This is a genomic window from Mycobacterium basiliense (genome assembly GCF_900292015.1).
Classification (GTDB): domain Bacteria; phylum Actinomycetota; class Actinomycetes; order Mycobacteriales; family Mycobacteriaceae; genus Mycobacterium; species Mycobacterium basiliense.
In genome coordinates this window covers 1,052,933-1,078,283 of sequence record NZ_LR130759.1, presented here as the reverse complement: position 1 = coordinate 1,078,283, position 25,351 = coordinate 1,052,933, and the positions used below count along the sequence as shown (strand labels likewise).

Sequence of the window (25,351 nt, the reverse complement as noted above, 5' to 3'; positions counted from 1 at the left end):
CCGTCCGAATTACCAGGTGATTCGGCATTCTTCGGTGCCCTCGCGCCGTCGTCGCGGGTGCCGACACAGGGGCCGTCCGATTGCCACCTAGCACTCTATACATGCGAGTGCTAGCACTCAAGGGCGCCCCGGTGCTTCCTGGTTGTTGGCGTGTCCGCCGTGGGCGAAACTCCGCCAACCTAGCCCTTTACCTGCCCGGTTAGCACGGGGAGGCCCGGATCGGTGGCCGCATCCAGCGGCGACGGCGGCGCACCGCCAGCCACCAGGTGGGCGGCGAACGCGGCGATCATCGCGCCATTGTCGGTACACAACCGGGGCCTGGGGACCCGCAGCGTCAGCCCCGCCGCAGCGCAGCGTTGGGCAGCCAGCTCGCGCAGCCTCGAATTCGCGGCCACCCCGCCGGCGATCAGCAGGGTCGAGATGCCGAGCGTGCTGGCCGCGCGGACCGCCTTCATCGTCAATACGTCGGCGACGGCTTCCTGGAATCCGGCGGCAACATCAGCGGTCAGCGCATCCGGGTTGGCCTCCACAAACCTCGCCACGGCGGTCTTGAGGCCCGAGAAACTGAACGCGTACGGGTCGTCACTCGGTCCGGTCATGCCACGCGGAAACGCGACGGCCTCCGGATCCCCGGTACGGGCCAGCTCGTCAAGTACCCTGCCGCCCGGATAGCCCAACCCCAACAGCCGCGCAACCTTGTCGTAAGCCTCACCGGCGGCGTCGTCGACGGTGCTGCCCAGCTCGATGATCGGTTCACCGAGCGACCGCACGTGCAACAGGTGGGTGTGCCCACCGGACACCAGCAGCGCCACGCATTCCGGCAGTGGCCCATGTTCGTAGACATCTGCGGCCAGGTGCCCGCCCAGGTGGTTGACCGCATAGAACGGCACCGACCAGGCGGCCGAATACGCCTTGGCTGCGGCCACTCCCACCAGCAGCGCGCCCGCTAGGCCCGGTCCGATGGTGGCTGCGACGACATCGGGTCGTTGCACCCCGGCGGCCTGTAGCGCCCGCCGCATCGTCGGACCAAGCGCTTCCAGGTGCGCCCGGGAGGCGATTTCGGGCACCACTCCGCCGAACCGCACGTGCTCGTCGACGCTGGAGGCCACCTCGTCCGCCAACAAGGTCACGGTGGCCCCGACACCGGTGCCATCAAGACGCGCAATGCCGACGCCGGTTTCATCACACGAGGTTTCTATGGCCAAGATGGTTTGCCCCGACATCTAGCGTGCACCCCCTGGATCCCTGCGCATCGTGTAGGCGTCGGCGCCGCTGATGCGGTAATACCGCCGGCGCAAGCCGACCTGCTCGAACCCGGCGCTGCGATAGAGGGCGATCGCGGGTTCGTTGTCGGTACGGACCTCCAGAAAAACCACCCCGCCGTCGGCGAACTCCAGCAGCTCACCAAGCAGCCGACGGCCGATGCCCCGTCCCTGGTAGGCCGGGTCCACGCCGATGGTGTGCACCTCGTACTCGTACGGCGCGCTACGCCCCAACCGCGAAATGCCCGCGTAACCCACCAGCAAGGCAGCGGTGCGGGCACCCACGTAGTGGTTGCGCGCGCTGGCCAGCTCCCGCTCGAACGCGACCACCGGCCACGGGTCGTCGCCGTCGAAAAGTTGGGCCTCCAGATCGGCGCACCGCTGCGCGTCCGCGCGGGTCAGTGCACCAATGGTGACCGGCTCGGTGTGGGCCGTCACGCGCGAGCCGCCAACGGTGTGGCGTCCGGCCTGCGCAGGTAGAGCGCCACCAGCGGCACCGGGTCCTGGGCCCAGTTCACCGCGTCCGCCAAGCCGACCGGTGAGGGGTAGACCGGCTCGCACCGCGGCAAGTCAAACAGCGCCGCGTGGTCCGGCGAGCCCGCGACCGCCCGCGCGGTCGCCGGCTCGACGTCGACTGGGGCATTCACCGCCGGCCCGTGGATACGGATCCCGTCGCGGTAGCGCGCCCAGTAGACCTCACGCCGTCGGGCGTCGGTGACCACCAGTGTTTCGCCGCTGGTCTGGCCTCCGATGGCGTCCAGGCTGCACACACCGTGCACCGGGAGGCCCAGGGCATGGCCGTATGCGGCGGCGGTCGCCATCCCGGCCCGCAAGCCGGTGAAGGGGCCCGGGCCACAGCCCACCACAACGGCATCCAGGTCGGTCAACGTCAACCCCGCATCACCCAGGGCGGCCAGCACGTTGGGCGTCAACCGTTCGGCATGGGCTCGGGCGTCGATTGTGACCCGCTCGGCCAGGCAGACACGGCGCGCACCGTCCAGCCTCACCACCCCCGCCGTCACCGCTGGGGTGGCGGTGTCGATGGCAAGAACGAGGCTCATGAGAGATCCCCGGTATCGGCCCACTCCCACGTCGCGATCCGAACGTCGGAGTGGCTCACTCGCTCCAGCCGGATGTCGAGATGCCGCCGCGAAAGCCGCTCGGCCAGGCCCGCACCCCACTCCACCACCACCACCGAGTCATCAAGCTCGGTATCGAGGTCTAAAGAATCGAGCTCACCGAGGAGATCGGCGGCGCCCCGGTCCAATAGCCGATAAAAGTCAACGTGAACCATTGCCGGAGCATCCCGCCGACGTGGTGGATGCACCCGCGCCAACACGTAGGTGGGTGATGTGACCGGGCCATCGACATCCATGGCCGCTGCAATGCCCTTGGCCAACACGGTCTTTCCGGCGCCCAGCGGGCCGGTGAGCACCACCACGTCGCCGGCGCGCAGCTGCTTACCCAACCGGGATCCCAGCGCGACGGTGTCCTCGACGCGTTCCAGCGTTGCCGTACCCGAACCGTGCTGCTCAACCATGGCGACGTAGCCGTTCCCGGAGCCGCTCGCCGACCCTGCGGTAGCGCAGCGTCATCTTGCCCGGAAGGGCACGGTTGACCAGCCGGACCAGCCCCTCGTTGATGGGGTCGGGCTTATCCAGCAACGCCAGATGACTGGCCCCGGCGACGATGACCAGTTCCGACAGGGGTAGCGAGTTCGCCATCTTTCGCGAGTATTCATCGGGGGTGAGCAAGTCATGGTCGCCACAGGCGACCAACGTCGGGATCCTCAGCAATGTCCACAGCCCGGCGGTTTCGTCGTGCACCTCGAGGGCATGCAGGAAGCCCACCAGGGTGGCGATCGGGGTTCCGTTCATCATCTGCTGGGAGAAGGCGTCCAGGCTGCGGCTGACCTGCAGATCGCTGTAGGAAGCCGCGCGCAGTATCGGTCCGACCACCGACCGTGACACGTTGCGACCGCGGTGCATCAGCTTGGGCGCGGACCGGGCGGTGAATCGGACGGCTTGCAGTGCTGGGTTTTTCAGGAACTCACCCAGCGGCGAGCGCGTCACGCCTTCGGCGGCCGAGGAGATCAGCGCGGCGCCCACGATCCGGCGTCCGTAGCGCTGAGGGAACTGCCTGGCATGCGACAGCACGGTCATTCCGCCCATCGAATGACCAACCAGCAGGACCGGACCGCGCGGCGCGGTCGCCTCCAGCACCGTTTCCAAATCCTGGCCGAGTTGGGTCAGGGTGTACGTCTCGGGCGATGCTTCACCGGACTGGCCGTGTCCGCGCTGGTCGTAGAAGACCATCCGCACCTGGGCCCCCCACTGTTCGCCTAGCCGCATTCGTTGAAAGTGAAAGGCGCCCATGTGCAAGCAAAAGCCATGGGCGAAAACGATAGTCACCGGCGCGTCCACCGGGCCGGCTTCTCGCACCGCCAGCGGCACGCCGTCGGGGGTGGTGATCACTAGGCTGCGATCGCTGTCCAACCGTTCGAAATCCTCGCCCGCGTAGGGATCTTCGAAGACGGTGCCGCGTTCGACGATCGACCGGCGGGCGGAGGCGCCGACGATGGTGGCGACCGCGGTCAGCCCGGCGCCTCCCGCAAGCCAGGCCTTGCCCCTGCTGTTGCGGATGTCATTAGGAATCAACGGTTTTCGCCTCGCGATAGGTCCTGATGATCCGCCCGCGCGGGCTGGTGACCACCTCGTAGTGGATGGTGCCGATCAGGTCGGCCCAGTCCTGGGCGGTGGGCTCCCCACGGGTACCGGGTCCGAACAAGATCGCCTCGTCACCCTCGGCGACATCGATCGGTCCGGGGCCTAGGTCGACGACGAATTGGTCCATGCAGATCCGTCCCACTCCTGGGCGGCGCCGGCCGTTGATCAGCACATCCAGCCGCCCGCCCAGCGACCGGAACACCCCGTCGGCGTAGCCGATCGGCAGCAACGCCACATTCGTGTCGCGGGGTGCGATCCAGACGTGCCCATATGACACACCCTCCCCGGCGCGAACCGACTTCACCAGCGCAACAGCAGATTTCACTGTCATTGCCGGCACCAAGCCCATGTCACCCAGCTTGGGTACTGGACTCAGTCCGTACATGGCGATGCCCGGCCGGACCAGGTCCAGGGTCAGATCGGGACGGGCCATGGTTGCCGACGAGTTCGACAGATGCGCCACCTCGAACCGCACTCCCTGGTCACGTGCATAGGCCAGCATGTCTGTGAACTTGTGAGCCTGGACGTCATTGATCGGCTGGTCCGGCGCGTCCGCGTGCACCATGTGCGACATCAGCCCCCGCAGCCGGATCGCATCTTCGGCCAGAGCCTGGCGCAGCCGCGACAACATCTCCGGGTACGACTCGGGCGCAACTCCGTTGCGGTGCAATCCGGTGTCGACCTTGATGGTCACCGTCGCGGTTCGGCCGGTCCGGCGCACCGCGTCGAGCAATTCGTCGAGCTGACGCAACGACGACAGCGCGATTTGCACGTCGGCTTCCAGCGCTGGCCCGAAATCGACCCGCGGCCCATGCAGCCAGGCCAGCACCGGCGCGGTGATGCCGTCGGCGCGCAACGCCAGGGCCTCATCGACGGTGGCGACGCCGAGTTCGACCGCACCCGCAGCCAACGCCGTGCGGGCGACCATGGTCGCGCCGTGACCGTAGCCGTCCGCCTTGACCACAGCCATTACCTGTGCATTTCCCGCCCGCTCGCGCAGCAGCTGGACGTTGTGCTCGATCGCGCCCAGGTCAACCACAGCCTCGGCCACCACGCCCGGCGCCCGGGATATCGAGGTTATGGGCGTAACAGCCAACGAAGTAGCGCTCCTGCTCGTGTGTGTGCCAGTAAGCCGTAGCCATTCTCCCAGAAGGGTCCAGAAGGGTTAGGCAACGCTGCTTATCGGTTCACGGACCGTCCCCGGGCGGCGCTGCATTGATCCAATCAGATCCCATCAGTCACAACAGTCTCGGACGGAGGGCAGTGACAATTTGCCCGCCTTCGAGCGACAAATCGCTAGTGCCGCCCGAAATTTCCGGTGCGGACCCGACCGCGTTTGGTGATCTGTCGCGCAGAGGCGGGCACAACGATCACCCCCGCCGGCAGTGGCTGATGTGACGGAAGCGACAAGACAACACCGGTGAGGCTAGTGCGCGAAGTGCTGTCCGCCGTAGTGCCCACCGGGCTTGAGCTTATCCAGCGTGGCCAAGGTGGTGACGACATCGTCGTGCAGCGCCCTGGCCAGGTCGGCGGACAGTCCTTCGCGGACCACAATGCGCAGGACCGAAACGTCGGTGGCGCTATCCGGCATGGTGTAGGCCGGCACCTGCCAACCGAAGGTTCTCAGCTCGTGGGAGACGTCGAACTCGGTATAGCCACGGTCGCCGGCCAGTTGGAAGGCGATCACCGGAATCGCCGAACCATCCGAGATCAGTTCGCAATGGTCGACTTTGCGTAGCTGCTCACCCAACCACCGTGCGGTCTCCGATAGCGCCTGCATGACCTTGATATACCCTTCCCGGCCCAGCCGCAGGAAGTTATAGTACTGGCCGACCACCTGGTTGCCCGGGCGAGAGAAGTTCAACGTGAACGTCGGCATGTCGCCGCCCAGGTAGTTGACCCGGAAGACCAGGTCCTCGGGCAAATATTCGGGGCCGCGCCACACAACGAACCCGACGCCGGGATAGGTCAACCCGTATTTGTGGCCGCTGACGTTGATCGACACCACCCGCGGCAACCGGAAATCCCATTTGAGATCCGGGTGCAGGAAGGGCACCACAAAGCCTCCGCTGGCGGCATCGACGTGCACGGGAATGTCAACACCGCCTGTTGCCGCCAATTTGTCCAACGCCGCACAGATCTCGGCGACCGGTTCCAATTCACCGGTGTAGGTGGTGCCCAGGATCGCCACCACTCCGATGGTGTTCTCATCGACGGCGTCGACAACCTGTTCGGGTGTGATGACGTAGCGGCCCTTCTCCATCGGCAGGTAGCGGGGTTCGACGTCGAAATAGCGGCAGAACTTCTCCCAGACGACCTGGACGTTGGACCCCATCACCAGGTTCGGTGTGCGACCTTGCCAGTCTTTTCCAACCTGCTGCCGCCAACGCCACTTCAGGGCCAGGCCGCCCAGCATGACCGCCTCGCTGGAGCCGATCGTGGACACCCCGGTAGCACTGGATGGATCGTCGTCCCGCAGCCCCTCGGCGTGGAACAGGTCGGCGACCATGGCCACACAACGGTTCTCGATGGCCGCGGTCGCGGGGTACTCGTCCTTGTCAATCATGTTCTTGTCGAACGTTTCGGCCATCAACCTGCCGGCCTGGGGATCCATCCAGGTGGTGACGAAGGTCGCCAGATTCAGCCGGGAACTACCGTCGAGCATCAGCTCGTCGTGGATGAAGCGGTAAGCGGCCTCGGGATCCATCGACTCCTCGGGCAGCCGCAGCGCCGGTATCGGAGCGGTGAACATTCGGCCGGTGTAAGCCGGAGCGATCGAGTGCGCGGGCACGGACGGGTGGCTGCGGGACACTGCGGATCCTTTCGTTGGCTGACAGGATTTCGGCTGCGCTGTGTTCTATAGAGCAGCTATGGCGGCCCGGATGTGGTGCAGGATTCGTGACGCGGACGTCGGCACGCCGCCAGGGCCAGGATCGGCGGCCGCCATTGCGGCCGCTCGAGCATGGACAAACGCGGCGACCGCGGCCGCCTCGGCGGCCGGAAGCCCGGCCGCCAGCAGCGCCCCGATCATCCCGGACAGCACGTCGCCGGATCCGGCGGTCGCCGCCCATGACTGCCCGGCCGGGCTCAGATAGACCTTGCCTTCCGGGTCGGCGATCACGGTGACATGGCCCTTGAGCAGCACGGTGGCGCCGAACGCATCGGCGAGCTTTCGGCAGGCACCGACGCGGTCGTCCCCCGGGCCAGAACCCCCCAGCCGGGCGAATTCACCCGCGTGCGGTGTCAACACCGTCGGCGCGTCGCGATTGACCACCAGCTCGGGGTGCGCCGCCAGCATCGTCAACCCATCGGCGTCGACGAGTACCGGAAGATCGGTTTCCAGCGCAAACCACAAGGCGGCGGCTCCCGTGTCGTCGGTGCCCAGTCCCGGCCCAACCACCCAGGCCTGTACCCGGCCGGCCGCCGCCGCGGTGGGCGACGCGATCACCTCGGGCCAGCTCGACAGCACTTCGGCGTGCGCGCTGCCCGCATAGCGGACCATGCCGGACGTCGCCGCGACCGCGGCACCCGTGCAAAGCACTGCCGCACCGGGATAGATTGACGACCCAGCCAGCACGCCGGTGACGCCCTGGGTGTACTTGTCGTCGTCGGGTCCAGGCATCGGCCAGCGCGCCGCGGCATCGGCCGCGTCGATGCCCAGCGTGTCTGTATCGGGCAGGTCGAGACCGATGTCAACCAGCACGACCCGCCCGCAGTCAGCCAACCCGTGTACGGGTTTGAGCCCGCCGAAGGTGACCGTCACCGCGGCGTGCACCGCGGGGCCGGTGATCGCCCCGGTCGCCACGTCGACGCCGCTGGGGATATCCACCGCGACCACCGGTATCCCGGCGGCATTCACGGCGTCGAACACCTCGGCGGCGGCCGGTCGCAGCGGCCCCGAGCCGGAGATACCCACCACCCCGTCGATGACGAAATCGGTTGTGGGTGACACGCTCTCGATGACACGTCCACCGGCACTGACGAACGCCGCGAGCGCCTTAGGGTGGGTTCGCTCGGGGTTGAGCAGCACCGCGTCCGCGGCCACGCCGCGGCGACGCAGAAAGGTCGCCGCCCACAGCGCGTCACCACCGTTGTCGCCCGATCCGACGACCGCGCACACCCGGCGTCCGGCCACTGCACCGGTGCGTGCCTGCAACTCCCCGATGATTGCGGTGGCCAGCCCGAACGCCGCCCGCCTCATCAGTGCACCGTCAGGCAGACTCGACAACAGCGGCGCTTCGGCGTCGCGGATCTCGTCTGCAGAGTAGTAATGCCGCATCAGTTGTCAGCATTCCATGTTCACCGCCGGTTCAGGCCGGTGCCTCCCGGGATCGCCGCTTGCGGAAAATCTCCTTGACCTTGGCCGGATTCCAGACCGGGCGCGCGCGTTCCTTGGCCATCCGATAGAAGGCAAGGCCAATGAGGATCGCCGTGAAATGACCGATCGCGGTGAAGTCGAGCTCGGTCTTGTCCATGGTGATCAGCGGGAATCCAAAGATAACCAGTAGCGCGCCCAGATAGCCCCACCGCCACGGCTTGGCGATGTGGTAGGTCAGCACACCCATCACGCCGACCAGGAAATAGCTAACCCCGATGTCGCGGGACTGGACCATTCTTTCGGCCGCATCGCGCGTTTGAATAGCGAAGTAGAGCATGCCCTCACTGAGGTAGGTGGCACCGATGTGCGCTGTCAATCCCACAGTGAGCCAACGCAACTGGCCAAGCCACCGCTCGGCCGGCGCAAGAAACAGGGTAAACAGCAACAGGTACGGTTCCAGGTTCCGGCCGTCGATCCACAGCAGGCTGGAAAACAGTACTTCCAGCGGATCCCGACCCAGATGCATGATATTGGTGGACCGGTGCAGCAGCACCATGTGCAGTTGGCGACCGGTGAGGCTGTTCTGAATGATGGTCGTGATAGTCAATGCAAGCAGCCAGGTGTATGTCAGCGGCGCGCTGGTAACGAAATGCCACACCGCGAGGCCCATGCTTCGCAGTCGCGTCAATGCCGATGCATCCGCCACGACGTCAACCTTTGCACGCGAGACGGGTGCCGTACAGGTTCGGTGTGCCTCTCAGGTCGCTTCGTCCGGGTCGGGTCTCGTGTGCCGCCACCAGCAAGAGACGTAGAGCATCATTGAGATCACCAACACCACGATCACCCAAAGCACGACCCTGATATCGATCCAGGCACCGAATGGTGGCGCGTTAGGCAGCGCGTTTCGCAGCGGTACCACCGCAAAGAGCATCGCCGCGTACCACGTCGTCATCGGCGGCTGAAACTTTCGACGGTCCCGGGCTGTCTCAACCGCAACGAAGAGCCCCATTCCGGCAAGGGCGACCAAAACGCCGACGATGACAAGGGCGAACGCCGCGGTGCCTGGCGAGCGCCGCAACTGCACGTGGTAGGGCGCCACGCCCTCGGCGCCGCTGGCAACCGGAATATCGACCTGCCAGCCGGGAAGATGGTCGGCAAAGGTCACCGTCGCGCGTTCGGGTATTCGAGCATCGCCGCGGAAGATTTCGACGGTGATCGGCCCCGAACGGTAGTGGTCGAGTGGCCAGTCAGCGACATTGCCGGCCAGCATCAGTGGCACGGGAAACGTACCCGGCAGCATGCCTTTCGACCAGGTGCGCTTGGTGGGCGTCACCGCCGAAGTGACCACCACACTGAGGTCTTCGGTCAGACCATGGGTGGCCGGGTCCACCAGCTGCGGCCCAGGCGACAAGGCGAGATTGGTGAGCAGCACGGTGTTGCTCTGTTGCACGTCTTCTAGATTGATGGCCACCGTTGTGCCGTCCGCCGTTGGCCGGCCCTCAGTCACGTTATGCGGGCCCCTACCGGCGCTGCCATACACCACGGTCGAGCCGGCATAGACCGCGATGAACAGCGCCAGGCCAGCGATACCGAATTTCAGAATTCCTCCCTGGTTGCCCGGGCACGATTTCAGCCCACCGTGATTGTACGGTCGAAAGAACCCGTCGGAGGCACAATATGCGAGCAAAAGCCGTGTACCGCAACACCAACCACGCTCGCCCCGAGCGCTGCCTCACCCCTCAGGTGAGAGATGCCGCCACCAGCAGGAGATGTAGAGCATCATCGAGATCACCAACACCACGATCACCCAGACGACGATGGTGATATCGATCCAGCCACCGAAGGGCGGCGCGCCGGGAAGTGCGTTCCGCAGAGGTACCACCGCAAAGAGCATCGCCGCGTACCACGTCGTCATCGGCGGCTGAAACTTTCGTCGATCACGCACCGTCTGGACCGCAACGAAAACGCCCAGGGCGGCAATGGCGACCAGTACGCCGAGGATGACAATCCCGAAGGCCGCCGAGCTTGACGACCGCTCCAATTTCACTCGGTATCCACCGTGCCCGTTGGACCCGCTGACGTCGACATCCCAACCAGACAGATGGTTGACGAACGTCACCGGCACACGTTCGGGTGCGGTTTCTGCGCCGTGGAACAGTTCCACCTCAATCGGCCCCGAACGGTAATGATCAAAGGGCCAACGATTGATCTGACCTGCCAGGGTCAGCGGTACCGGGAAGGTACCCGGAAGCATCCCCTTGGTCCACGTCCGGCGGATTGGGGTCGCTACAGATCTGACGCGGAGAGTCACGTCTTCGTTGAGGTGATGGTCTCGCGGATCCAGCAACGCCGTTGCGGGTATGACGGTCAGGTTGGCGACGAGCACGGTGTAGTTCGTCTGAATTTCTTCGACGTTCATCGTGACCGTCGTCGTGTCGCCCTCAGTCGGGCCTTCACTCTGCGAGTGGGCGGCACCGCTGTGCGCATACAGCACAACCGAAGCGACGTATGCCACCGCGAAAAATACGATGAAAACCGCAATGCCGACTTTCACCACCGGCTTCGGCATGCTTGCCCCCCAACCATCGGAAACACGGCTGCCCCCAGCCACTACCGGGCAATGTAGCTGAAATCAACGGATGAGGCGGGCCATACACCCCAATCGGCCGGCCTATTCGACGGTGACGGACTTAGCCAGGTTGCGCGGCTTGTCGACGTCGTAGCCGCGAGCCTGAGCGACCGCGGCGGCGAACACCTGAAGCGGGATGGTTGACAGCAGCGGCTGCAAAAGTGTTGATACCGCGGGGATTTCTATCAGGTGATCCGCGTAGGGGCGCACGGTGTCATCGCCCTCCTCGGCGATGACAATCGTGACCGCGCCACGGGTCTGGATCTCGCGGATGTTGGACAGCAGCTTTGCGTGCAAGGTGGCCGAGCCCTTGGGCGAGGGCATGATGACGATGACCGGCAGTTCGTCTTCGATCAGAGCGATCGGCCCGTGCTTGAGTTCACCGGCCGCGAATCCCTCGGCGTGCATGTAGGCCAACTCTTTGAGTTTGAGCGCGCCCTCAAGCGCAACCGGGTAGCCGACATGACGTCCCAAGAAGAGCACGGTTGACGACTGCGCGAACCGGTAGGCCAGGTCGGCCACGGGCTTGATCGCAGAAATGACTCGGGCCACCAGATCCGGCATCGCCTCCAACTCGCGGTACTCGCGCTCCACCTCATCGGGGTACTTGGTGCCGCGGGCCTGCGCCAGGGCCAGGCCCAGCAGGTAATTGGCCGCTACCTGCGCCAGGAAGGTTTTTGTGGAGGCCACGCCGATTTCCGGCCCGGCGCGCGTATACAGCACCGCATCGCACTCACGCGGAATCTGAGATCCGTTGGTGTTGCAGATGGCCAGCACCTTGGCCTTCTGCTCCTTGGCGTGGCGGACCGCCTCCAAGGTGTCGGCGGTCTCACCGGATTGCGAGATGGCCACCACCAGGGTGCTGCGGTCCAGGACGGGGTCGCGGTACCGGAATTCGCTGGCGAGCTCCACCTCGACCGGCAATCGGGTCCAATGCTCGATCGCGTACTTGGCGAGCAGACCCGAGTGGTACGCGGTACCGCAGGCGACCACGAACACCTTGTCGATCTCGCGCAGTTCCTGATCCGACAACCGTTGTTCGTCGAGCACTATCCGGTTGCCCACGAAATGCCCCAGCAGCGTGTCGGCGACCGCGACCGGCTGTTCGGCGATCTCCTTGAGCATGAAGTACTCGTAGCCCCCCTTTTCGGCGGCGGCGAGGTCCCAGTCGATGTGAAACTCCCGGTAATCGTGTCCGGGCTGCAAGTCGTCCTTGCCGTCGAAGCCGAAGATCCGGTAGCCGTCCGCCGTGATGACCACCGCTTGATCCTGGCCGAGTTCGACGGCGTGTCGAGTGTGCGGAATGAACGCGGCCACATCGGAGCCGATGAACATCTCCCCCTCGCCAATACCGAGCACCAATGGCGTCGAGCGGCGCGCCGCCACGATGGTGCCGGGATCATCAGCACTGGCGAACACGAGGGTGAAGTGACCTTCCAACCGGCGCAGTACGGATAGCACCGAAGCAACGAAATCCCCGGCCGTGTCGCCATGGCGATATGCCTGCGCCGCCAGGTGCACCGCGACCTCGGTATCGGTGTCGCTGGCAAACTCCACGCCGGCCAACTCCAGCTCCTGGCGCAGGCTGGCGAAATTTTCGATGATGCCGTTGTGCACCACGGCGATCTTGCCGGCGGCGTCACGATGCGGGTGTGCGTTGCGATCGGTGGGACGGCCATGAGTGGCCCAGCGCGTATGCCCCAGGCCGGTGGTGCCGGACAGGGACTCCGGCGACATTTCGGCCACCGCCGACTCCAGGTTGCTCAGCCGACCGGCCCGGCGACGCACGGTGAGCTTGCCATCACCGTCGACCAAGGCGATCCCCGAAGAGTCGTAGCCGCGGTATTCCATCCTGCGCAGCGCGCCCAGCACGACTTCGCAGGCAAGACGCTGCCCCACGTAGCCGACAATTCCGCACATAGCAGACCAGGGTAGTGCAGCCGGCGGCCGGGCACCCGGACCGGCGCTATCGTTGACCTGTTTAACTGCGCGAAAGGCCCACTCTGTTGCAGAACTCCGGGGACCGGTTCTACCTCAAATTGATCAGGCATACCGGGATAGTGCTGTTGTGGCAGCAGCAGACCTATACGGTCACCGGAACGCTGCAGGACTGTGAGGCGGCGTATCGCAGTGCACAACGGCACAACCTGCTCGGCGGATGGTGGAGCCTGACCTCGCTCCTGGCGTTCAATTGGGTTGCCCTGATTTCCAACTTCAATGCTATTCGGCGACTACGTACCGCCGCTGAGGTTCCCGCGGCTCGCCAGCTCGCCCGGCCGGCTCCCACCCCCGCCCAGCCGCCGATGGCGTCTACTCCGGCGGGCTGGTACCGCGACCCGGCCGGGTCCGGACAACGCTATTGGGACGGCGTCGCGTGGACGCACTGGACCCATCCCCCGAGTCACCGCTAACGTCGACGGGTGGCCCGCACCCGCAAGCTGTTCGCCGCCCTGCGCCGCCGTGGTCCTCATCGCGTTTTGCGTGGTGACCTGGCCTTTGCCGGGTTAACCGGAGTCGTGTATGCCCCTGAGGCCGGTCTGAACCTGCCCGGCGTCGCCTTCGGTCACGATTGGCTGACCGGCGTCGCACGCTATTCGGGCCTGCTCGAGCATCTGGCCTCGTGGGGCATCGTGTCCGGAGCCCCCGATACCCAACGGGGGCTGGCGCCTTCCGTGCTGAACCTGGCGTTCGATCTGGGCACCGCCCTCGACATCGTGGCGGGCGTGCGTCTGGGGCCGGGCGATATCAGTGTGCACCCCGCCAAGCTGGGGCTGGTGGGACATGGTTTCGGCGGATCGGCCGCGGTATTTGCGGCGGCCGGCATGCCCAACAAGCCGGCCGCTGTGGTCGCGATGTTCCCGACGGTGACCGCTCCCCCGCCGATGCAGCCCGCCGCGGGCCTGCGGGTTCCCGGCCTGATCGTGAGCGCGCCCGGAGATACCACGACGTTGACCTCGACCGCCCTCGAGTTGTCTCGGGCCTGGGATACGGCCACGCTGCGTATCGTCAGCAAAGCCAAGCCCGGCGGCCTGGTCGAGGGCAGGCGACTGACAAAGGCGGTGGGGCTGGCCGGGGCGGACCGCAAGACCCAACGCAACGTTCGCGCGTTGTTGACCGGGTACCTGCTGTACACCCTCGGTGGCGACAAGACCTATCGCGAGTTCGCCGATCCCGACGTGCATTTGCCCAAGACCAACGCGGTGGACCCACAAGCCCCACCGGTTACCCCCGAGGAAAAGATCGTCGCGCTGTTGAAGTAGCGGGTGGTAGATGTCGAGGATGCGGGTTGGCATTGCCCTGGACTACTCGGGCGGTTTTCACGAAGCCGTGGAACGCATCGTCGAACTCGAGAAGTCCGGTGTCGAACTCGCCATGGTGGCCGAGGCGTATGCCTTCGACGCCATCAGCAGGCTCGGGTACTGGCTGCCAAGACAACGCGCGTCCAGTTGGCTTCCGGGGTGGTGCCGATCTACGTGCGCACGCCGTCGCTGCTGGCGATGAGCGCTGCGGGGCTAGATTTCGTGTCGAATGGCCGGTTCAACCTCGGAGTCGGTACCTCCGGGCCGCAGGTGATCGAGGGATTTGATGGTGTCGAATTCGACGCCCCGATCGGCCGCGCCCGGGAAGTCGTGCAAATCTGCCGACAGGTGTGGCGCCGGGAAAGGCTGCACTACCGCGGAAATCACTACCACATCCCGCTGCCCACCGGTCGCGGAACGGGATTGGGCAAAGCGTTGAAATCATCAATCACCCTGTGCGCGAACGTATTCCGATATCGATCGCGGCTTTGGGGCCAAAGAACGTCGAGCTTACCGCCGAGATCGCCGATGGCTGGCAACCGGCTTTTTTCTATCCGGAGAAAGCCGGATCGATCTGGGGCGAGGCGCTGGCGGCAGGCGCAGCCAAACGGGATCCCGCAATGGGTCCGCTGGATGTGATGGTAGGTACCTCGCTGACCATTGGCGAAAACGTCGATGACCGGCTGAGCTGGGCGAAACCGCAACTGGCGCTATACATCGGCGGAATGGGTGCCAGAGGCCAAAACTTCTACCACAACCTTGCTTCCCGACACGGATATGGCGACGCCGCAAACCGGATTCAGGAGCTCTACTTGGCGGGCCGCAAACAGGCGGCGATCGACGCGGTTCCCGAAGAGTTGGCGCGCGATCTCACTGGTTGGTCCTTGAGGTTTCATCGCCGAACGACTTGCCGCCTACGCCGACGCCGGGGTAACCACGCTATTGGCCAGGCCGCTGACCGCAGATTCGGGTGAGGCGGTGCGCTATGTCGAAGTGCTGCTGCAGCTGCGGCCTTCGTGACTCGATCACTGCCCGGCCTTCGGTAGCTCATCGGCGGCGATCTCACACGGCGTCGGCTCCGCGGCGGGTGTGTGGTCCGGCCCGTTCGCCAGGACATCGCCGTGCGGCGGCGGTGCAACCACCGGCGGCGGGTCGGCCACCGGCGGGGCGGCCGGCCGCGCAACAGGACCGGCCGGCCCGTCGGGCCGCTCTTCCGCGACGCGGCCTGCCTCGCGGACGGCTTCTACTTTCTCGGCTTCTTTCTCGGCGACCAATTTTTCGGCCTTGTCATGCTCCCCGTGGTGCTCGTCGTCTACGGCGGCGGCATCGGCGGCATCGGCGACATCGGCGACATCGGCGACATCGACGGCGGGATCATCGGAGCGCAACAGCCCACCGAGCTCGCCAACCGCCGTCCCCACCAGGCCCCCCATCGCCGCCACGATTCGGTCAGCCAGTTCGCCCAACCCACCGAGCCCGCCCCGGCCGGCCGAACTGCCCGACGCTGACGGGTTGGCGAAGCCATCGCCCCCCACGACTCCAGCCTCTGGCGGCGTCGGCGCCGGGGGTGCGTAGGTCGAGCTTGCCGGGGCCACCGCGGACCGGAGCGGCGCTTGACTCGGCGGGAGGACCCTCGGCGGACCTGCAGCGGTAGCGAGGGCGGCCGGTGGTTCCGAAACGATCGGCGACTCGGAGCCCACCGCGTTCCAACCGGGGCCACGATCGTCGGGGAGCTCAAAGTGCGCGTACGCCGCGGAGCAAAACCGCTCGATCACCGCGTCATATGCAGCTCGCACGCCGGCCACGGTCGACCTCATAGCCGTCGCCCAATCATTGCGAATATCGTTGTCCACATAGGGCTTTACCTGGTGGCGAAGCACTTCCTCGGCCGAAGACCGATCACCCACTCCGCCCATGACCGTACCGGCGGCGGCCAACCACGTAGGGCGCTGCGCGAGCGTACGATCGTCGATGGCCAAGGCCGTCGCAACCTTGGCGTCGACCAACTGCCACAGGGTGTCCCGCAGCGATTCACAGCGCTGGGCGGCGGCACGGATTTCGGCGACCAGGGTGCTTGCGGCCGCACAATGCCGCTGTAGGTAGCCGACCGCGGCGTCGGCCCCCGGCCCGTGCCACGCCGCGGCCAATTCCACAACCTGGACACGTTGCCTCCGCAGCGCTTCGGTAGCCGCCGCTTCCGCCGCGCGCAGCCGGGCGCAGTCACCGTCGAGTGCGGCTAGGTCGAGTCCGTCCTCGCTGGCGTACCAGTCGTGTATCTGAGTAGGACGGGCGGTCAGTTCGGGATGTTGGTAGCCAATTTGCTGGCAGGCCCACACGTAACTCTGCGTATGTTCGACAGCGGGGCGGCCTTCCGCGAGGCGTTGGGCGACGTCTAACCGGTCGGCCACAATCACGCGATCCGGGTCGCGGCGTAATGATCGGCATCAACGTACCGGTTGGCGATACGGCGCAGTGCGTCGGCGATTTCGGTGGCCGCCCGGGACCATCCCGATAGCTGGACGGCTATCCGCTCTAACCCGGCGCTCAGCGCGTCACCTTGCTGTTCGTAGGCCCGGCCGGCGCGAACACCACCGAAAGTCAAGTGCGCCAGGTGGTTTGCTGCCGCATTGTCTAGGATTTCGGCTGCGGAGCTGGTGCGATCGGCGATCACACGCAGCGCTGCCACGTCGACACCGCTGCCGGCTATCGCGGTATTGAACGCCGGAGGCGCAAAGCAATTTCCCTCATCGATTGGCATACCCTTTTCGACGCCGGGTACGGTCTAAGGGTTCCGCCCAAAGCCGCTGTCAGCGGGCGGCGCTTACCGCATCGGCAACGTTAGTGGCCAGCCGCTGCGCAATATCTTGGTCAGCAGCTTCCACCATTACCCGAATCATCGGCTCAGTTCCCGAGGGACGCAACAGGATTCGTCCCGTGTCACCCAACTCGGCGACGGCCTGGTCAACTGCGCTCCGCACTGATGGTGCGGCCGCCGCGGTGGCCTTGTCGGCAACTTCGACATTGATGAGCACCTGCGGCAGCGTTTGCATCGCCGATGCCAGGGTGGACAGGGACAGGCCGGTCTGCACCATGCGTGTCATCAAGCGCAATCCGGTGACGATGCCGTCGCCGGTCCAGCCCAGCCCCGGCATCACGATATGGCCGGACTGTTCTCCCCCGAGGCTGTATTGACCGGTGCGCAACTCTTCGAGCACGTAGCGGTCACCCACGCCGGTCGTGCGCACGGTGACACCGGCCGCCCGCATTGCCAGATGCAGACCGAGATTGCTCATCACCGTGGTCACCAAGGTGTTGGCGGCCAGCTCGCCGGCTTCCTGCATGGCAAGTGCGAGCACCACCATGATGGCGTCGCCGTCGACGATCTTGCCGTTGGCATCAATGGCCAGGCAGCGGTCGGCATCGCCGTCGTGCGCCAAGCCCAAGTCCGCGCCATGGGCGATGACCGCCGCGCGCAGCGAATCCAGGTGCGTCGATCCGCAGCCGTCATTGATATTCAGTCCGTTCGGGTCGGCGTTGATCGCGATGACATGAGCGCCAGCCGCCCGGTACGCGCGGGGCCCCACCTCCCAAGCCGCCCCGTGCGCGCAATCGACAACGACGGTCAGACCGTCCAGCCGGTTGGTGCAGGCCTTGCTCAGCTGGCACAGATAGCGTTCCGCCGCGTCCTCGGCGTCGACGACACGGCCGATCGCCGCCCCGGCCGGACGCAACCCCGGACCCGCCGCGACCAAGTTCTCGATCTGATCCTCGGTTTCGTCATCGAGTTTGTGGCCGCCGGGACCGAAGATCTTGATGCCGTTGTCGGGCATCGGGTTGTGCGAGGCCGAGATCATCACCCCGAAATCGGCATCGTAAGCGCCGGTCAGATACGCCACGGCGGGGGTTGGCAGCACCCCCACCCGCAACGCGTCGACACCTTCGCTGGTCAAGCCGGCGATCACGGCCGCCTCCAGCATTTCTCCGCTGGCGCGCGGATCGCGGCCGATCACCGCGACCCGCCGGCCGGGGACACCCGAATTCACCAGATGGCGCGCCGCGGCCGCGCCCAGTGCCAGGGCCAACTCGGCGGTCAACTCGCGATTGGCGACCCCGCGGACACCGTCGGTGCCGAATAGTCGACCCATGCGGACAAACCTCTCACAGTTGACGGTCTTTCACATTACGTGCATTTCTCTTTCTGACCGCAACCGTGCGCGTTTACGCGCCGACACGCCGATATCCACGCGACAAATTCCCAGGAAGATGCACGGTCGCGGCCAGAAAGTGATCGTTGATCAGCGCTTGCTGTACTGAGGCGCCTTGCGGGCCTTCTTCAGGCCGTACTTCTTGCGTTCGGTGGCACGCGGGTCACGGGTGAGGAACCCGGCCTTCTTCAGCGCCGGCCGGTCCTCCGGATTGGCCAGGATCAATGCGCGCGCGATACCCAGGCGCAACGCTCCGGCCTGGCCCGACGGGCCACCGCCGTGCAATAGGGCGAAGATGTCGTAGCTCTCCGTCCGATCGACAGTGACCAGCGGGGCCTTGATGAGCTGCTGGTGCACCTTGTTCGGGAAGTACTCCTCCAGGCTGCGGCCGTTGAGGTCGAACTTGCCGCTGCCGGGTACCAGCCGCACCCTGACCACCGCCTCCTTGCGGCGCCCGACGGTCTGGATCGGCCGGTCGAACACAAACGCTTCCGCGGGGGCTGCCTCAGCAATCTCTACCGCGGTTTCCACAACCGTGGTGACTGGGGTGGTTTCGGTCATTGCGCCACCTGCTTGATCTCGTACGGAACCGGTTGCTGAGCGGTGTGCGGATGCTCCGGACCGGCATAGACGCGTAGCTTGCTCTGGATCTGACGGCTGAGCTTGTTCTTGGGAAGCATGCCGATGATCGCCTTCTCCACCACGCGGTCGGGATGCTTTTCCATCAACTCACCGATGGTGCGTTTGCGCAGGCCTCCGGGATACCCCGAGTGGCTGTAGGCCATCTTGTTACGCAGCTTCTCGCTGCTGATGGCGACCTTGTCGGCGTTGACGACGATGACGAAATCACCGCCATCGACATTGGGCGCGAACGTCGGCTTGTGCTTGCCGCGCAGCAGGTTGGCCGCTGCGACGGCAAGGCGGCCAAGCACCACGTCCGTGGCGTCGATGACGTACCACGACCTCGTGGTGTCACCCGCCTTGGGCGCGTATGTAGGCACGGCGCTTACCTTCTCTTCTCTCGGGTGGATCCCGGGTCCAGGCCCGGGTGCCGGTCAGGCGTTCACGGTTGGGGCTGGTCTCGGCGACCGACATTGACCCGAGGCCCCTGGCTTCCCGCACGCCAACCGAGCAGCTTACCGACGGGTATCCCCGCAGGTCAAAATGACTGTGTGGTCCCAGCGGCTCTCCTCCGCTGGGACCACACAGAGCCTGGTTGGCGCAGCTACGGCCGCGCCTCCGTTTCGGTGGGGCTAGAACCCCCAGCTGCCGGCGGCCCGGCGGTCGGCATTGGCCACTTCGTCGGCACCGTCGCGGACGGCATTTCCCAGCTCGACCAGGATCTCGTTGAGCGCGGTGGCAGCCTGGTGCCATCTGAGCTGCTCCGCGTGGTATGCGTCCGCCGCTTCTCGAGTCCACAGCTGCAGCAACGGCGCGATGTGAGACTTCAGCTCCTCGAGCGCGGCATTCAGCCGCATCGACGTGCCGTGGATCTCCTGCCGAACCGAGTGTTCGATGGCATCAAAGTTGTACGACAAGATCGGTTCCACCGCCGCTCTCCTCCAATCACAAGTCGCTGCCGGCGGCGGCCACATGGTGGGCATGACTGTGCGCGGCCTCCCGCAGCACCGCCTCGTTGTTCCTAATGGTTTCGGCGATTGTGTGCAGGACGTGATAGAGCCGTGTCGACTCGGCGTTCCAGCGATCGATCACCTCCTTGAATCGTGTGGCCGCCATTCCTCCCCACGTCGACGCCGGCACGCCGCTCATCCGGCCGACGAATGCCTGCAGCATCGCCCGGATCTCCTCATTGCGGCTGTCGGTAGTGGCCGCGACAGTGCGCATCAGGCCAAGGTCGGTATTGAGCATGTTCGCGCCGGACGGTGTGCTCACCTGTTTCCCCCTACGGATCCAGACTGCTGACAACAAATAGGACCGTGTTCGGCACGATTCGGTTCCAGCCGATTCCTCGCGTTCAGGCGATCGCGTGCGCCGAACGCACCGCACATTCACAGACGTCACGCATGGCTTCCTGAGCGGCCGGCCTGCTTTGGCAGCCGACGCTGATCTGAACACCGCCGTCGAGGAGCACCGTCCACCACACGTCATGTCCGGCGCGTACCTCTCGATAGGTGACGGCGGGTCGGCCGGCGCTGACGCCCGAAGGATTGAAGTCGACGAAATCGCCGCCCGGCTCGGCATCGATGGCGCGTTTCAGACGCTCCGCGGTGCCGGCAAGCGTTCCGCCCGGCACCGGCGACTGAGTGAGGTGCAATGCCATCTCGGGGTCAGTCGGCGAGGTAATTTGTACCCGCGCGGAACCGGGCCCCCCGACCACCCGCCGCGTGGTCCAGCCCGCAGGAACCGTCAACGCCACCCGCCCCTCCACGAGAACCGCCGCCGAAGGCGGCCGGGCGGCCGGCGGACCGTGTCGATCGGGTGCCACGACAGCCACGGTGGTGACGGCGACGATCACCACGGCGAGTCGCGCCAGCCGTCCGACGCGACGGCCAGGCCGCACCGTCTCGGTTGGCGCTGGCGCCGACGGCAGCGACACTCCCCTTCCCAGTCGCGCCAGCTGCGCCAGTCGGCCGTCGCTGACTTCGACAACGTTTCGGTCGCCACAACTGCCCCGCACCAGGCCGGAGAGCGCGGAGGCTTCGGCCACCGCGCTCGGCGCATCGACGACCAGCGCCCCCGCCGAGTTGCCCATCATCCCCGCGACGACACCCACGACCGCCTCGGCAACCTGGGGTTCCGAACGGCGCGGCACGGCGACAATATGCTCGCCTGCGCGCTCGCCGACTCCCAGGTACACGACCGCAAGCAACCGATCCGCAATCTCCACAACCACCGCCGCCGGCGTCGCGGCCCGGCGCAGTAGCCAAGATCGCGGGCGCACCTCGACATCGCCGGCATCCCGGGTCACCGCCCGGGCGGCCCGATTGACCACCGCGATACGCGACGGCGACCACCACGTGGGATGCACGATGGTCATACCGTCTCGATGACCACTCGCAAGCGAGCGCAACGATGCCGACCACAGCGAACCGACCGCCACCGGCCGCTCATCCACCAGAACCACCTCGTCGTCGACGGCTTCCAGCGCGGCCGCACACACTTCGGAGTCGACGACACCACCTGTGTCACAACATAATAGGCGGATAGCGCCCGGCCCCGCCTCGATCACGGCACGGTGTGCATTCACGGAGGCGGAGTCCACGCAACCTGAACTGTCTGCTCGTCTCCGGCGCGGGTGACCAGCACCCCACGGCCCGGCGGCAACGGTCCGGGACGAACGGTTCCGAACACTGGCCCGTCGTCACGACGCCCGCTCATCACCAATGCCATGCAGCCAAAATCACACAAGCCGCCGAGTAGCGGTTCGAACATGGCGCGCGCGGCACCCGCACTGCGCCGCGCCACGATCAAGTGTAGCCCGAGATCGGTTGCGTGCGGGAGGTATTCGAGCAAGACCAGCAGCGGGTTACCGGCCGACGTGCAGACCAGATCGTAGTCGTCGACCATCACGTATATGTCGGGCACATCCGGGATATCCGGCCCTCGCCGCCAGGACTTGGTGCGCAACTGCGTCTGGGTCACGTCCGGGGGCGGCATCCGCGATCGCAGCTGCTCAATTAGACCCGGCAACACCGCGCCCAATGCTCGCGCCGAGTTGGCGTAGCCGCCAAGATGTCCCGATTCGACCACACCGAGCAGGGCGCGCCGAAAGTCGACGAGGAAGAGTTGGGCCTGTGCCGCGCTACAAGTGCGGACGATTTCGCGGCACAGGGTGCGCAGCAGAGCGGACTTGCCGCACTCGTTGTCGCCGAGTACCAGCAGGTGGGGATGGCGCTGCAGGTCAAGTGTGGCCGGCAACAATCGGGCCTCATTGAGCCCGATAAGGATGTGTGAACGCAGTTCACCATCCGCGCGGTCCACCACGCTTTGGTAGTCCACCCGCTCGGGCAGGAGCGGTATCGGTGGGGCCGCCGACTCACCGTGGCGACGGGCCAAGGCCGCCGTGTCCAGACTGGGCAGGGCAATCATCATATGCATACCGTCGCGAGACAGACCGCGGCCGGGCCGATCGGGAGGTACCTGCCGCGCCTGCCTGCGGTCCAGTTCCGACTCCGCGGGGTCGCCCAACCGCAACTCGATGCGGGTCCCGATTTGATCCTTGAGCGACGGCCGGATCTCGGCCCATCGCGAAGCGGACACCATGACGTGCATGCCGAACGAAAGCCCTTGACTTGCAAGGGCAGTGATCGACTCCTCAAGTCCTTCGAATTCCTGGCGCAGCGCGGCCCAACCGTCGATAACCAGAAATACGTCAGCAAACCGGCTGCCGTCCACCGCGTTTGGTCGCTGACGGTATTCGGCGATCGAGTTGATGCCGTGATCGCGAAACGCCGACGCGCGCGATCGCAGCGCATAGGCAAGTTCGGCGATCATGCGTCTGATCAAGTCCGGCTCGGACCGTCCAGCGACCGCACCCACGTGCGCCACGTCACGTACCGTCGTCAACACTCCGCCGCCGAAGTCCAGACAATAGAACTGCACCTCATCGGGATCGTGCGTGGCCGCCAGCGCAGCGATCAAGGAGCACAACGCGGTTGACTTCCCCGACTGTGGCGCACCCACAACCGCAACATTTCCTGCGGCCGCGGATAGATCGACCAGCAGCGGGGTTCGGCGTTGCTCATAGGGTCGATCAACGACCCCGATCGGCACCAGCAGCCCGGACGGTGCCGGTGCGACGTCGCTTAGCAGGGCGGCTAACGACGGTGCCGCCCCCAGCGGCGGCAGCCAGACCTGATGTGCGGGCGGACCGGTTTCACACAGCCTGGCCAGGACGCTCCGCAGCAGGCTCGGCGCAGGATTCGCATCCGCGCCGATAGCGGTGACCGGCCCCATCGCTTCGGAGCTGAACAAGCGCACCTCGGGGGAAGCATCGCCGCAGACATTGGCCGTCCGGAGCGGTCCGGACACCATCGAGCTCTGAAATCGGACCAGCTCTCCGGTTGCCTGCCGGAGAAAACCCACGCCGGGCTCGTTCGGCAGCTCGTAGGCGTCCAGCGTCCCCAACACGGTCCGTGACTCATTGGCGGACAAAGTCTTCAGGCACAGGCGGTAGGACAGGTGGGCTTCCAGTCCTCGCAGCCTGCTCTCATCGAGCCGTTGACTGGCCAGCAATAGGTGCATCCCCAGCGATCGGCCCAGCCGGCCAATCGCGACGAACACATCGGCGAAATCGGGGTGTTGACTGAGTAGCTCGGAGAACTCGTCGACGACGATGAAGAGCGACGCAAGCGGCGTCAATGCGGCGCCGCGGCGACGCTCATCCTCATAAGCCGCGGCGCTGACGAGGTTTCCGGCCGCCCGCAATACCTGTTGGCGACGGTTTATCTCGCCGGTGAGCGCCTCGCGCATCCGGGCGACCAGCGGTGCTTCTTCGGCCAGGTTGGTGATGACCGCGGCCACGTGCGGCGCCCCCGCGAAGTCCAAAAATGTGGCACCACCTTTGAAGTCGATCAGAAGCAGATTGAGCACTTCAGGTGAGTTCCGAGCCATCATGCCCAGCGCGACAGTGCGCAATAGTTCCGATTTGCCTGACCCGGTGGCCCCGATGCAGAGACCATGCGGTCCCATCCCGTGCTCGGCCGATTCCTTGATATCCAGTTCCACGGCTTTGCCATCCAGGGTGATGCCAATCGGTGCGCAGAGCCGGTCTCGGCGGCGCTGGCCGCACCACAGGCTAGCCGGGTCGAAGACGCCGATGTCGGCCGTGCCGAGCATGCCCAGCCAGTCCGAGCCTCCAGCACGGCGCCCGGAGTCGTCTCCGACCCGGTACCCGGCCAGCCGGCGGGCGCATACCAAAGCGTCGGCATGCGCCAATTGGTCAGGTCGGGTAAGGATCTGCGCGTCGCCCAGGTGACCGACCACCAAGGGCGCACCGTCGCGGCCGGCACCCACCTCCAGCACGATCGCACCGGGTATCGTCGTGCCGGCGGCTTCGTCGGCGTCGACGATCACCGCGCTGGGCGACACCACACCGCTTAACGCCTCGCACGCCTGTGCCATCGTGCGGTACACCATCCGCGCCGGTCCCAACGCATCACGAGCACCCGGATGTTGGTTGTGTGGAAGCCATTTCAGCCAATCCCAGTGACCTCTGTTGCGATCACCGATCACGCCGACAACCAGTAGGTCGTCGGGAGCGTACCGCACCGCCAGTTGGCAAACCATCGCGCGCAACAGTGCACGGATCCGGCTTTCCTCGCCGTCAATCCTGATGGTCTGACTCGCGCGCAACGGGATTGCGATGGGCGCATCGGTGAGCATTGAATACGCCCCGAGAAAGCGACGCACCGCGATAACGGTGACCGGATCCGATCGTGCGGGCGGCGGGAGCTGCGGGGCCACCAGCCGGCTTGCCAGCGGGACCGCTCCAATGCCGACACGGATGCGGCAGGAATCGCTCCCGGCCGGACGGCACTGCCACATCCCCGGTCCCCCGATCAGCGTCCACAGCGTATCGGGCTCCGGGTGCGCCCGAGTCAACGACAGGCGCTGGGCCGCCGCGGTTTCGGACACCGACCTATGCAGGCCGCTGAGGTACCTCAGATAGTCCATCCGGTCCCGCTCGAGCCCGGCTGCGCCGCGTCGACCGCGTCCGGTTGCGGCCGTTACCGCGAGCGAAACCAGCATCATCACCGGAAACGCGATCAATGTCGGGTTGCGCGCGCCGGGCGTCCCCGTGAGGAAGGCCACCGCCACGGCGCTCAGCGTGGCCATCGACATGACGAGCGGAAGCACCCGCGCCAGCCGGCCCGGCGCGCCGGGTCTCGGCAGCTCCGGCGGAGCCGCAACCACGACGTCGGCGAACACAGTGCAGGACGGTAGGTAGCG

The 25,351-nt window shown here is 65.9% G+C and carries 23 protein-coding genes and 1 pseudogene; 3 read left to right on the top strand and 21 right to left on the bottom strand.

Annotated elements, in window-relative coordinates:
• Positions 1-179 precede the first annotated feature (179 nt).
• The 12 genes from tsaD to glmS form a co-directional block, all read right to left on the bottom strand.
• Positions 180-1,223, bottom strand: a complete 1,044-nt coding sequence (tsaD, locus tag MB901379_RS04800) for a tRNA (adenosine(37)-N6)-threonylcarbamoyltransferase complex transferase subunit TsaD (protein WP_158015595.1) — start codon at positions 1,221-1,223, stop codon at positions 180-182.
• Positions 1,224-1,700: a ribosomal protein S18-alanine N-acetyltransferase gene (gene rimI, locus MB901379_RS04795; RefSeq protein WP_158015594.1), complete on the bottom strand. Its 477-nt coding sequence runs from the start codon at positions 1,698-1,700 to the stop codon at positions 1,224-1,226.
• Positions 1,697-2,323 (bottom strand): tRNA (adenosine(37)-N6)-threonylcarbamoyltransferase complex dimerization subunit type 1 TsaB, encoded by a 627-nt coding sequence (gene tsaB, locus MB901379_RS04790; RefSeq protein WP_158015593.1) that lies wholly within the window; start codon positions 2,321-2,323, stop codon positions 1,697-1,699. The genes rimI and tsaB overlap by 4 nt, the downstream gene beginning before the upstream one ends.
• Complete coding sequence (gene tsaE / locus MB901379_RS04785) at positions 2,320-2,802, bottom strand: tRNA (adenosine(37)-N6)-threonylcarbamoyltransferase complex ATPase subunit type 1 TsaE (protein ID WP_158015592.1); 483 nt, start codon at positions 2,800-2,802, stop codon at positions 2,320-2,322. Before tsaE ends, tsaB begins: the two co-directional genes overlap by 4 nt.
• The gene (locus tag MB901379_RS04780; protein ID WP_158018944.1) at positions 2,795-3,859 is read right to left on the bottom strand and encodes an alpha/beta fold hydrolase; all 1,065 of its coding nucleotides are present in this window, start codon (positions 3,857-3,859) and stop codon (positions 2,795-2,797) included. The genes tsaE and MB901379_RS04780 overlap by 8 nt, the downstream gene beginning before the upstream one ends.
• Before the next feature lie 49 nt (positions 3,860-3,908).
• Positions 3,909-5,084 carry an alanine racemase gene (alr, locus tag MB901379_RS04775; protein WP_158015591.1) on the bottom strand — a complete coding sequence of 392 codons (1,176 nt, stop codon included), beginning with the start codon at positions 5,082-5,084 and terminating at the stop codon, positions 3,909-3,911.
• A 330-nt stretch (positions 5,085-5,414) separates the two neighbouring features.
• Positions 5,415-6,800, bottom strand: a complete 1,386-nt coding sequence (locus tag MB901379_RS04770; RefSeq protein ID WP_158015590.1) for a glutamate decarboxylase — start codon at positions 6,798-6,800, stop codon at positions 5,415-5,417.
• Between the two features lie 45 nt (positions 6,801-6,845).
• A complete protein-coding gene (locus tag MB901379_RS04765) occupies positions 6,846-8,267 on the bottom strand; it encodes an NAD(P)H-hydrate dehydratase (RefSeq protein ID WP_158015589.1) in 1,422 nt (473 codons plus the stop codon).
• 31 nt (positions 8,268-8,298) lie between these two features.
• Complete coding sequence (locus MB901379_RS04760; protein ID WP_158015588.1) at positions 8,299-9,012, bottom strand: rhomboid-like protein; 714 nt, start codon at positions 9,010-9,012, stop codon at positions 8,299-8,301.
• A gap of 51 nt (positions 9,013-9,063) precedes the next feature.
• Positions 9,064-9,906, bottom strand: a complete 843-nt coding sequence (locus MB901379_RS04755; RefSeq protein ID WP_158018943.1) for a DUF4436 domain-containing protein — start codon at positions 9,904-9,906, stop codon at positions 9,064-9,066.
• Positions 9,907-10,038: 132 nt separating this feature from the next.
• Positions 10,039-10,875 carry a DUF4436 domain-containing protein gene (locus MB901379_RS04750; protein WP_158015587.1) on the bottom strand — a complete coding sequence of 279 codons (837 nt, stop codon included), beginning with the start codon at positions 10,873-10,875 and terminating at the stop codon, positions 10,039-10,041.
• Between the two features lie 102 nt (positions 10,876-10,977).
• Complete coding sequence (gene glmS, locus MB901379_RS04745) at positions 10,978-12,855, bottom strand: glutamine--fructose-6-phosphate transaminase (isomerizing) (protein ID WP_158015586.1); 1,878 nt, start codon at positions 12,853-12,855, stop codon at positions 10,978-10,980.
• A gap of 86 nt (positions 12,856-12,941) precedes the next feature.
• On the opposite strand from glmS, the gene MB901379_RS04740 reads away from it, so the two are divergent.
• The 3 genes and pseudogenes from MB901379_RS04740 (at position 12,942) to MB901379_RS04730 (ending at position 15,254) form a co-directional block, all read left to right on the top strand.
• The gene (locus MB901379_RS04740) at positions 12,942-13,346 is read left to right on the top strand and encodes a DUF2510 domain-containing protein (protein WP_232021989.1); all 405 of its coding nucleotides are present in this window, start codon (positions 12,942-12,944) and stop codon (positions 13,344-13,346) included.
• Between the two features lie 9 nt (positions 13,347-13,355).
• Entirely contained in the window at positions 13,356-14,195 is an 840-nt protein-coding gene (locus MB901379_RS04735) for a dienelactone hydrolase family protein (protein WP_158015585.1), read from the top strand.
• 19 nt (positions 14,196-14,214) lie between these two features.
• Positions 14,215-15,254: pseudogene (locus MB901379_RS04730) on the top strand (LLM class F420-dependent oxidoreductase).
• A 5-nt stretch (positions 15,255-15,259) separates the two neighbouring features.
• Here the strand turns inward: MB901379_RS04730 and MB901379_RS04725 are convergent.
• The 9 genes from MB901379_RS04725 to eccCa form a co-directional block, all read right to left on the bottom strand.
• Complete coding sequence (locus tag MB901379_RS04725) at positions 15,260-16,642, bottom strand: hypothetical protein (RefSeq protein ID WP_158015584.1); 1,383 nt, start codon at positions 16,640-16,642, stop codon at positions 15,260-15,262.
• Positions 16,643-16,644: 2 nt separating this feature from the next.
• The gene (locus MB901379_RS04720) at positions 16,645-16,992 is read right to left on the bottom strand and encodes a type VII secretion target (protein WP_158015583.1); all 348 of its coding nucleotides are present in this window, start codon (positions 16,990-16,992) and stop codon (positions 16,645-16,647) included.
• Positions 16,993-17,041: 49 nt separating this feature from the next.
• A complete protein-coding gene (gene glmM, locus MB901379_RS04715; protein WP_158015582.1) occupies positions 17,042-18,379 on the bottom strand; it encodes a phosphoglucosamine mutase in 1,338 nt (445 codons plus the stop codon).
• Between the two features lie 150 nt (positions 18,380-18,529).
• Positions 18,530-19,000 (bottom strand): 30S ribosomal protein S9, encoded by a 471-nt coding sequence (gene rpsI / locus MB901379_RS04710; RefSeq protein WP_158015581.1) that lies wholly within the window; start codon positions 18,998-19,000, stop codon positions 18,530-18,532.
• Positions 18,997-19,440: a 50S ribosomal protein L13 gene (gene rplM, locus MB901379_RS04705; RefSeq protein ID WP_158015580.1), complete on the bottom strand. Its 444-nt coding sequence runs from the start codon at positions 19,438-19,440 to the stop codon at positions 18,997-18,999. Before rplM ends, rpsI begins: the two co-directional genes overlap by 4 nt.
• Positions 19,441-19,692: 252 nt before the next feature.
• Positions 19,693-19,989 (bottom strand): WXG100 family type VII secretion target, encoded by a 297-nt coding sequence (locus MB901379_RS04700; protein ID WP_232021988.1) that lies wholly within the window; start codon positions 19,987-19,989, stop codon positions 19,693-19,695.
• A 16-nt stretch (positions 19,990-20,005) separates the two neighbouring features.
• Positions 20,006-20,332 (bottom strand): WXG100 family type VII secretion target, encoded by a 327-nt coding sequence (locus MB901379_RS04695; RefSeq protein ID WP_158015579.1) that lies wholly within the window; start codon positions 20,330-20,332, stop codon positions 20,006-20,008.
• Positions 20,333-20,414: 82 nt separating this feature from the next.
• The gene (locus MB901379_RS04690) at positions 20,415-21,647 is read right to left on the bottom strand and encodes a type VII secretion-associated protein (RefSeq protein WP_158015578.1); all 1,233 of its coding nucleotides are present in this window, start codon (positions 21,645-21,647) and stop codon (positions 20,415-20,417) included.
• Positions 21,644-25,330, bottom strand: a complete 3,687-nt coding sequence (gene eccCa, locus MB901379_RS04685; protein ID WP_158015577.1) for a type VII secretion protein EccCa — start codon at positions 25,328-25,330, stop codon at positions 21,644-21,646. Before eccCa ends, MB901379_RS04690 begins: the two co-directional genes overlap by 4 nt.
• Positions 25,331-25,351: the final 21 nt, after the last annotated feature.

Bases quoted from the DNA above. Each gene is read 5' to 3' on its own strand.
- tsaD (WP_158015595.1), bottom strand. From the start codon at position 1,223: ATGTCGGGGCAAACCATCTTGGCCATAGAAACCTCGTGTGATGAAACC.
- tsaB (WP_158015593.1), bottom strand. From the start codon at position 2,323: ATGAGCCTCGTTCTTGCCATCGACACCGCCACCCCAGCGGTGACGGCG.
- tsaE (WP_158015592.1), bottom strand. From the start codon at position 2,802: ATGGTTGAGCAGCACGGTTCGGGTACGGCAACGCTGGAACGCGTCGAG.
- MB901379_RS04765 (WP_158015589.1), bottom strand. From the start codon at position 8,267: ATGCGGCATTACTACTCTGCAGACGAGATCCGCGACGCCGAAGCGCCG.
- MB901379_RS04750 (WP_158015587.1), bottom strand. From the start codon at position 10,875: ATGCCGAAGCCGGTGGTGAAAGTCGGCATTGCGGTTTTCATCGTATTT.
- glmS (WP_158015586.1), bottom strand. From the start codon at position 12,855: ATGTGCGGAATTGTCGGCTACGTGGGGCAGCGTCTTGCCTGCGAAGTC.
- MB901379_RS04720 (WP_158015583.1), bottom strand. From the start codon at position 16,992: ATGCCAATCGATGAGGGAAATTGCTTTGCGCCTCCGGCGTTCAATACC.
- glmM (WP_158015582.1), bottom strand. From the start codon at position 18,379: ATGGGTCGACTATTCGGCACCGACGGTGTCCGCGGGGTCGCCAATCGC.
- rpsI (WP_158015581.1), bottom strand. From the start codon at position 19,000: ATGACCGAAACCACCCCAGTCACCACGGTTGTGGAAACCGCGGTAGAG.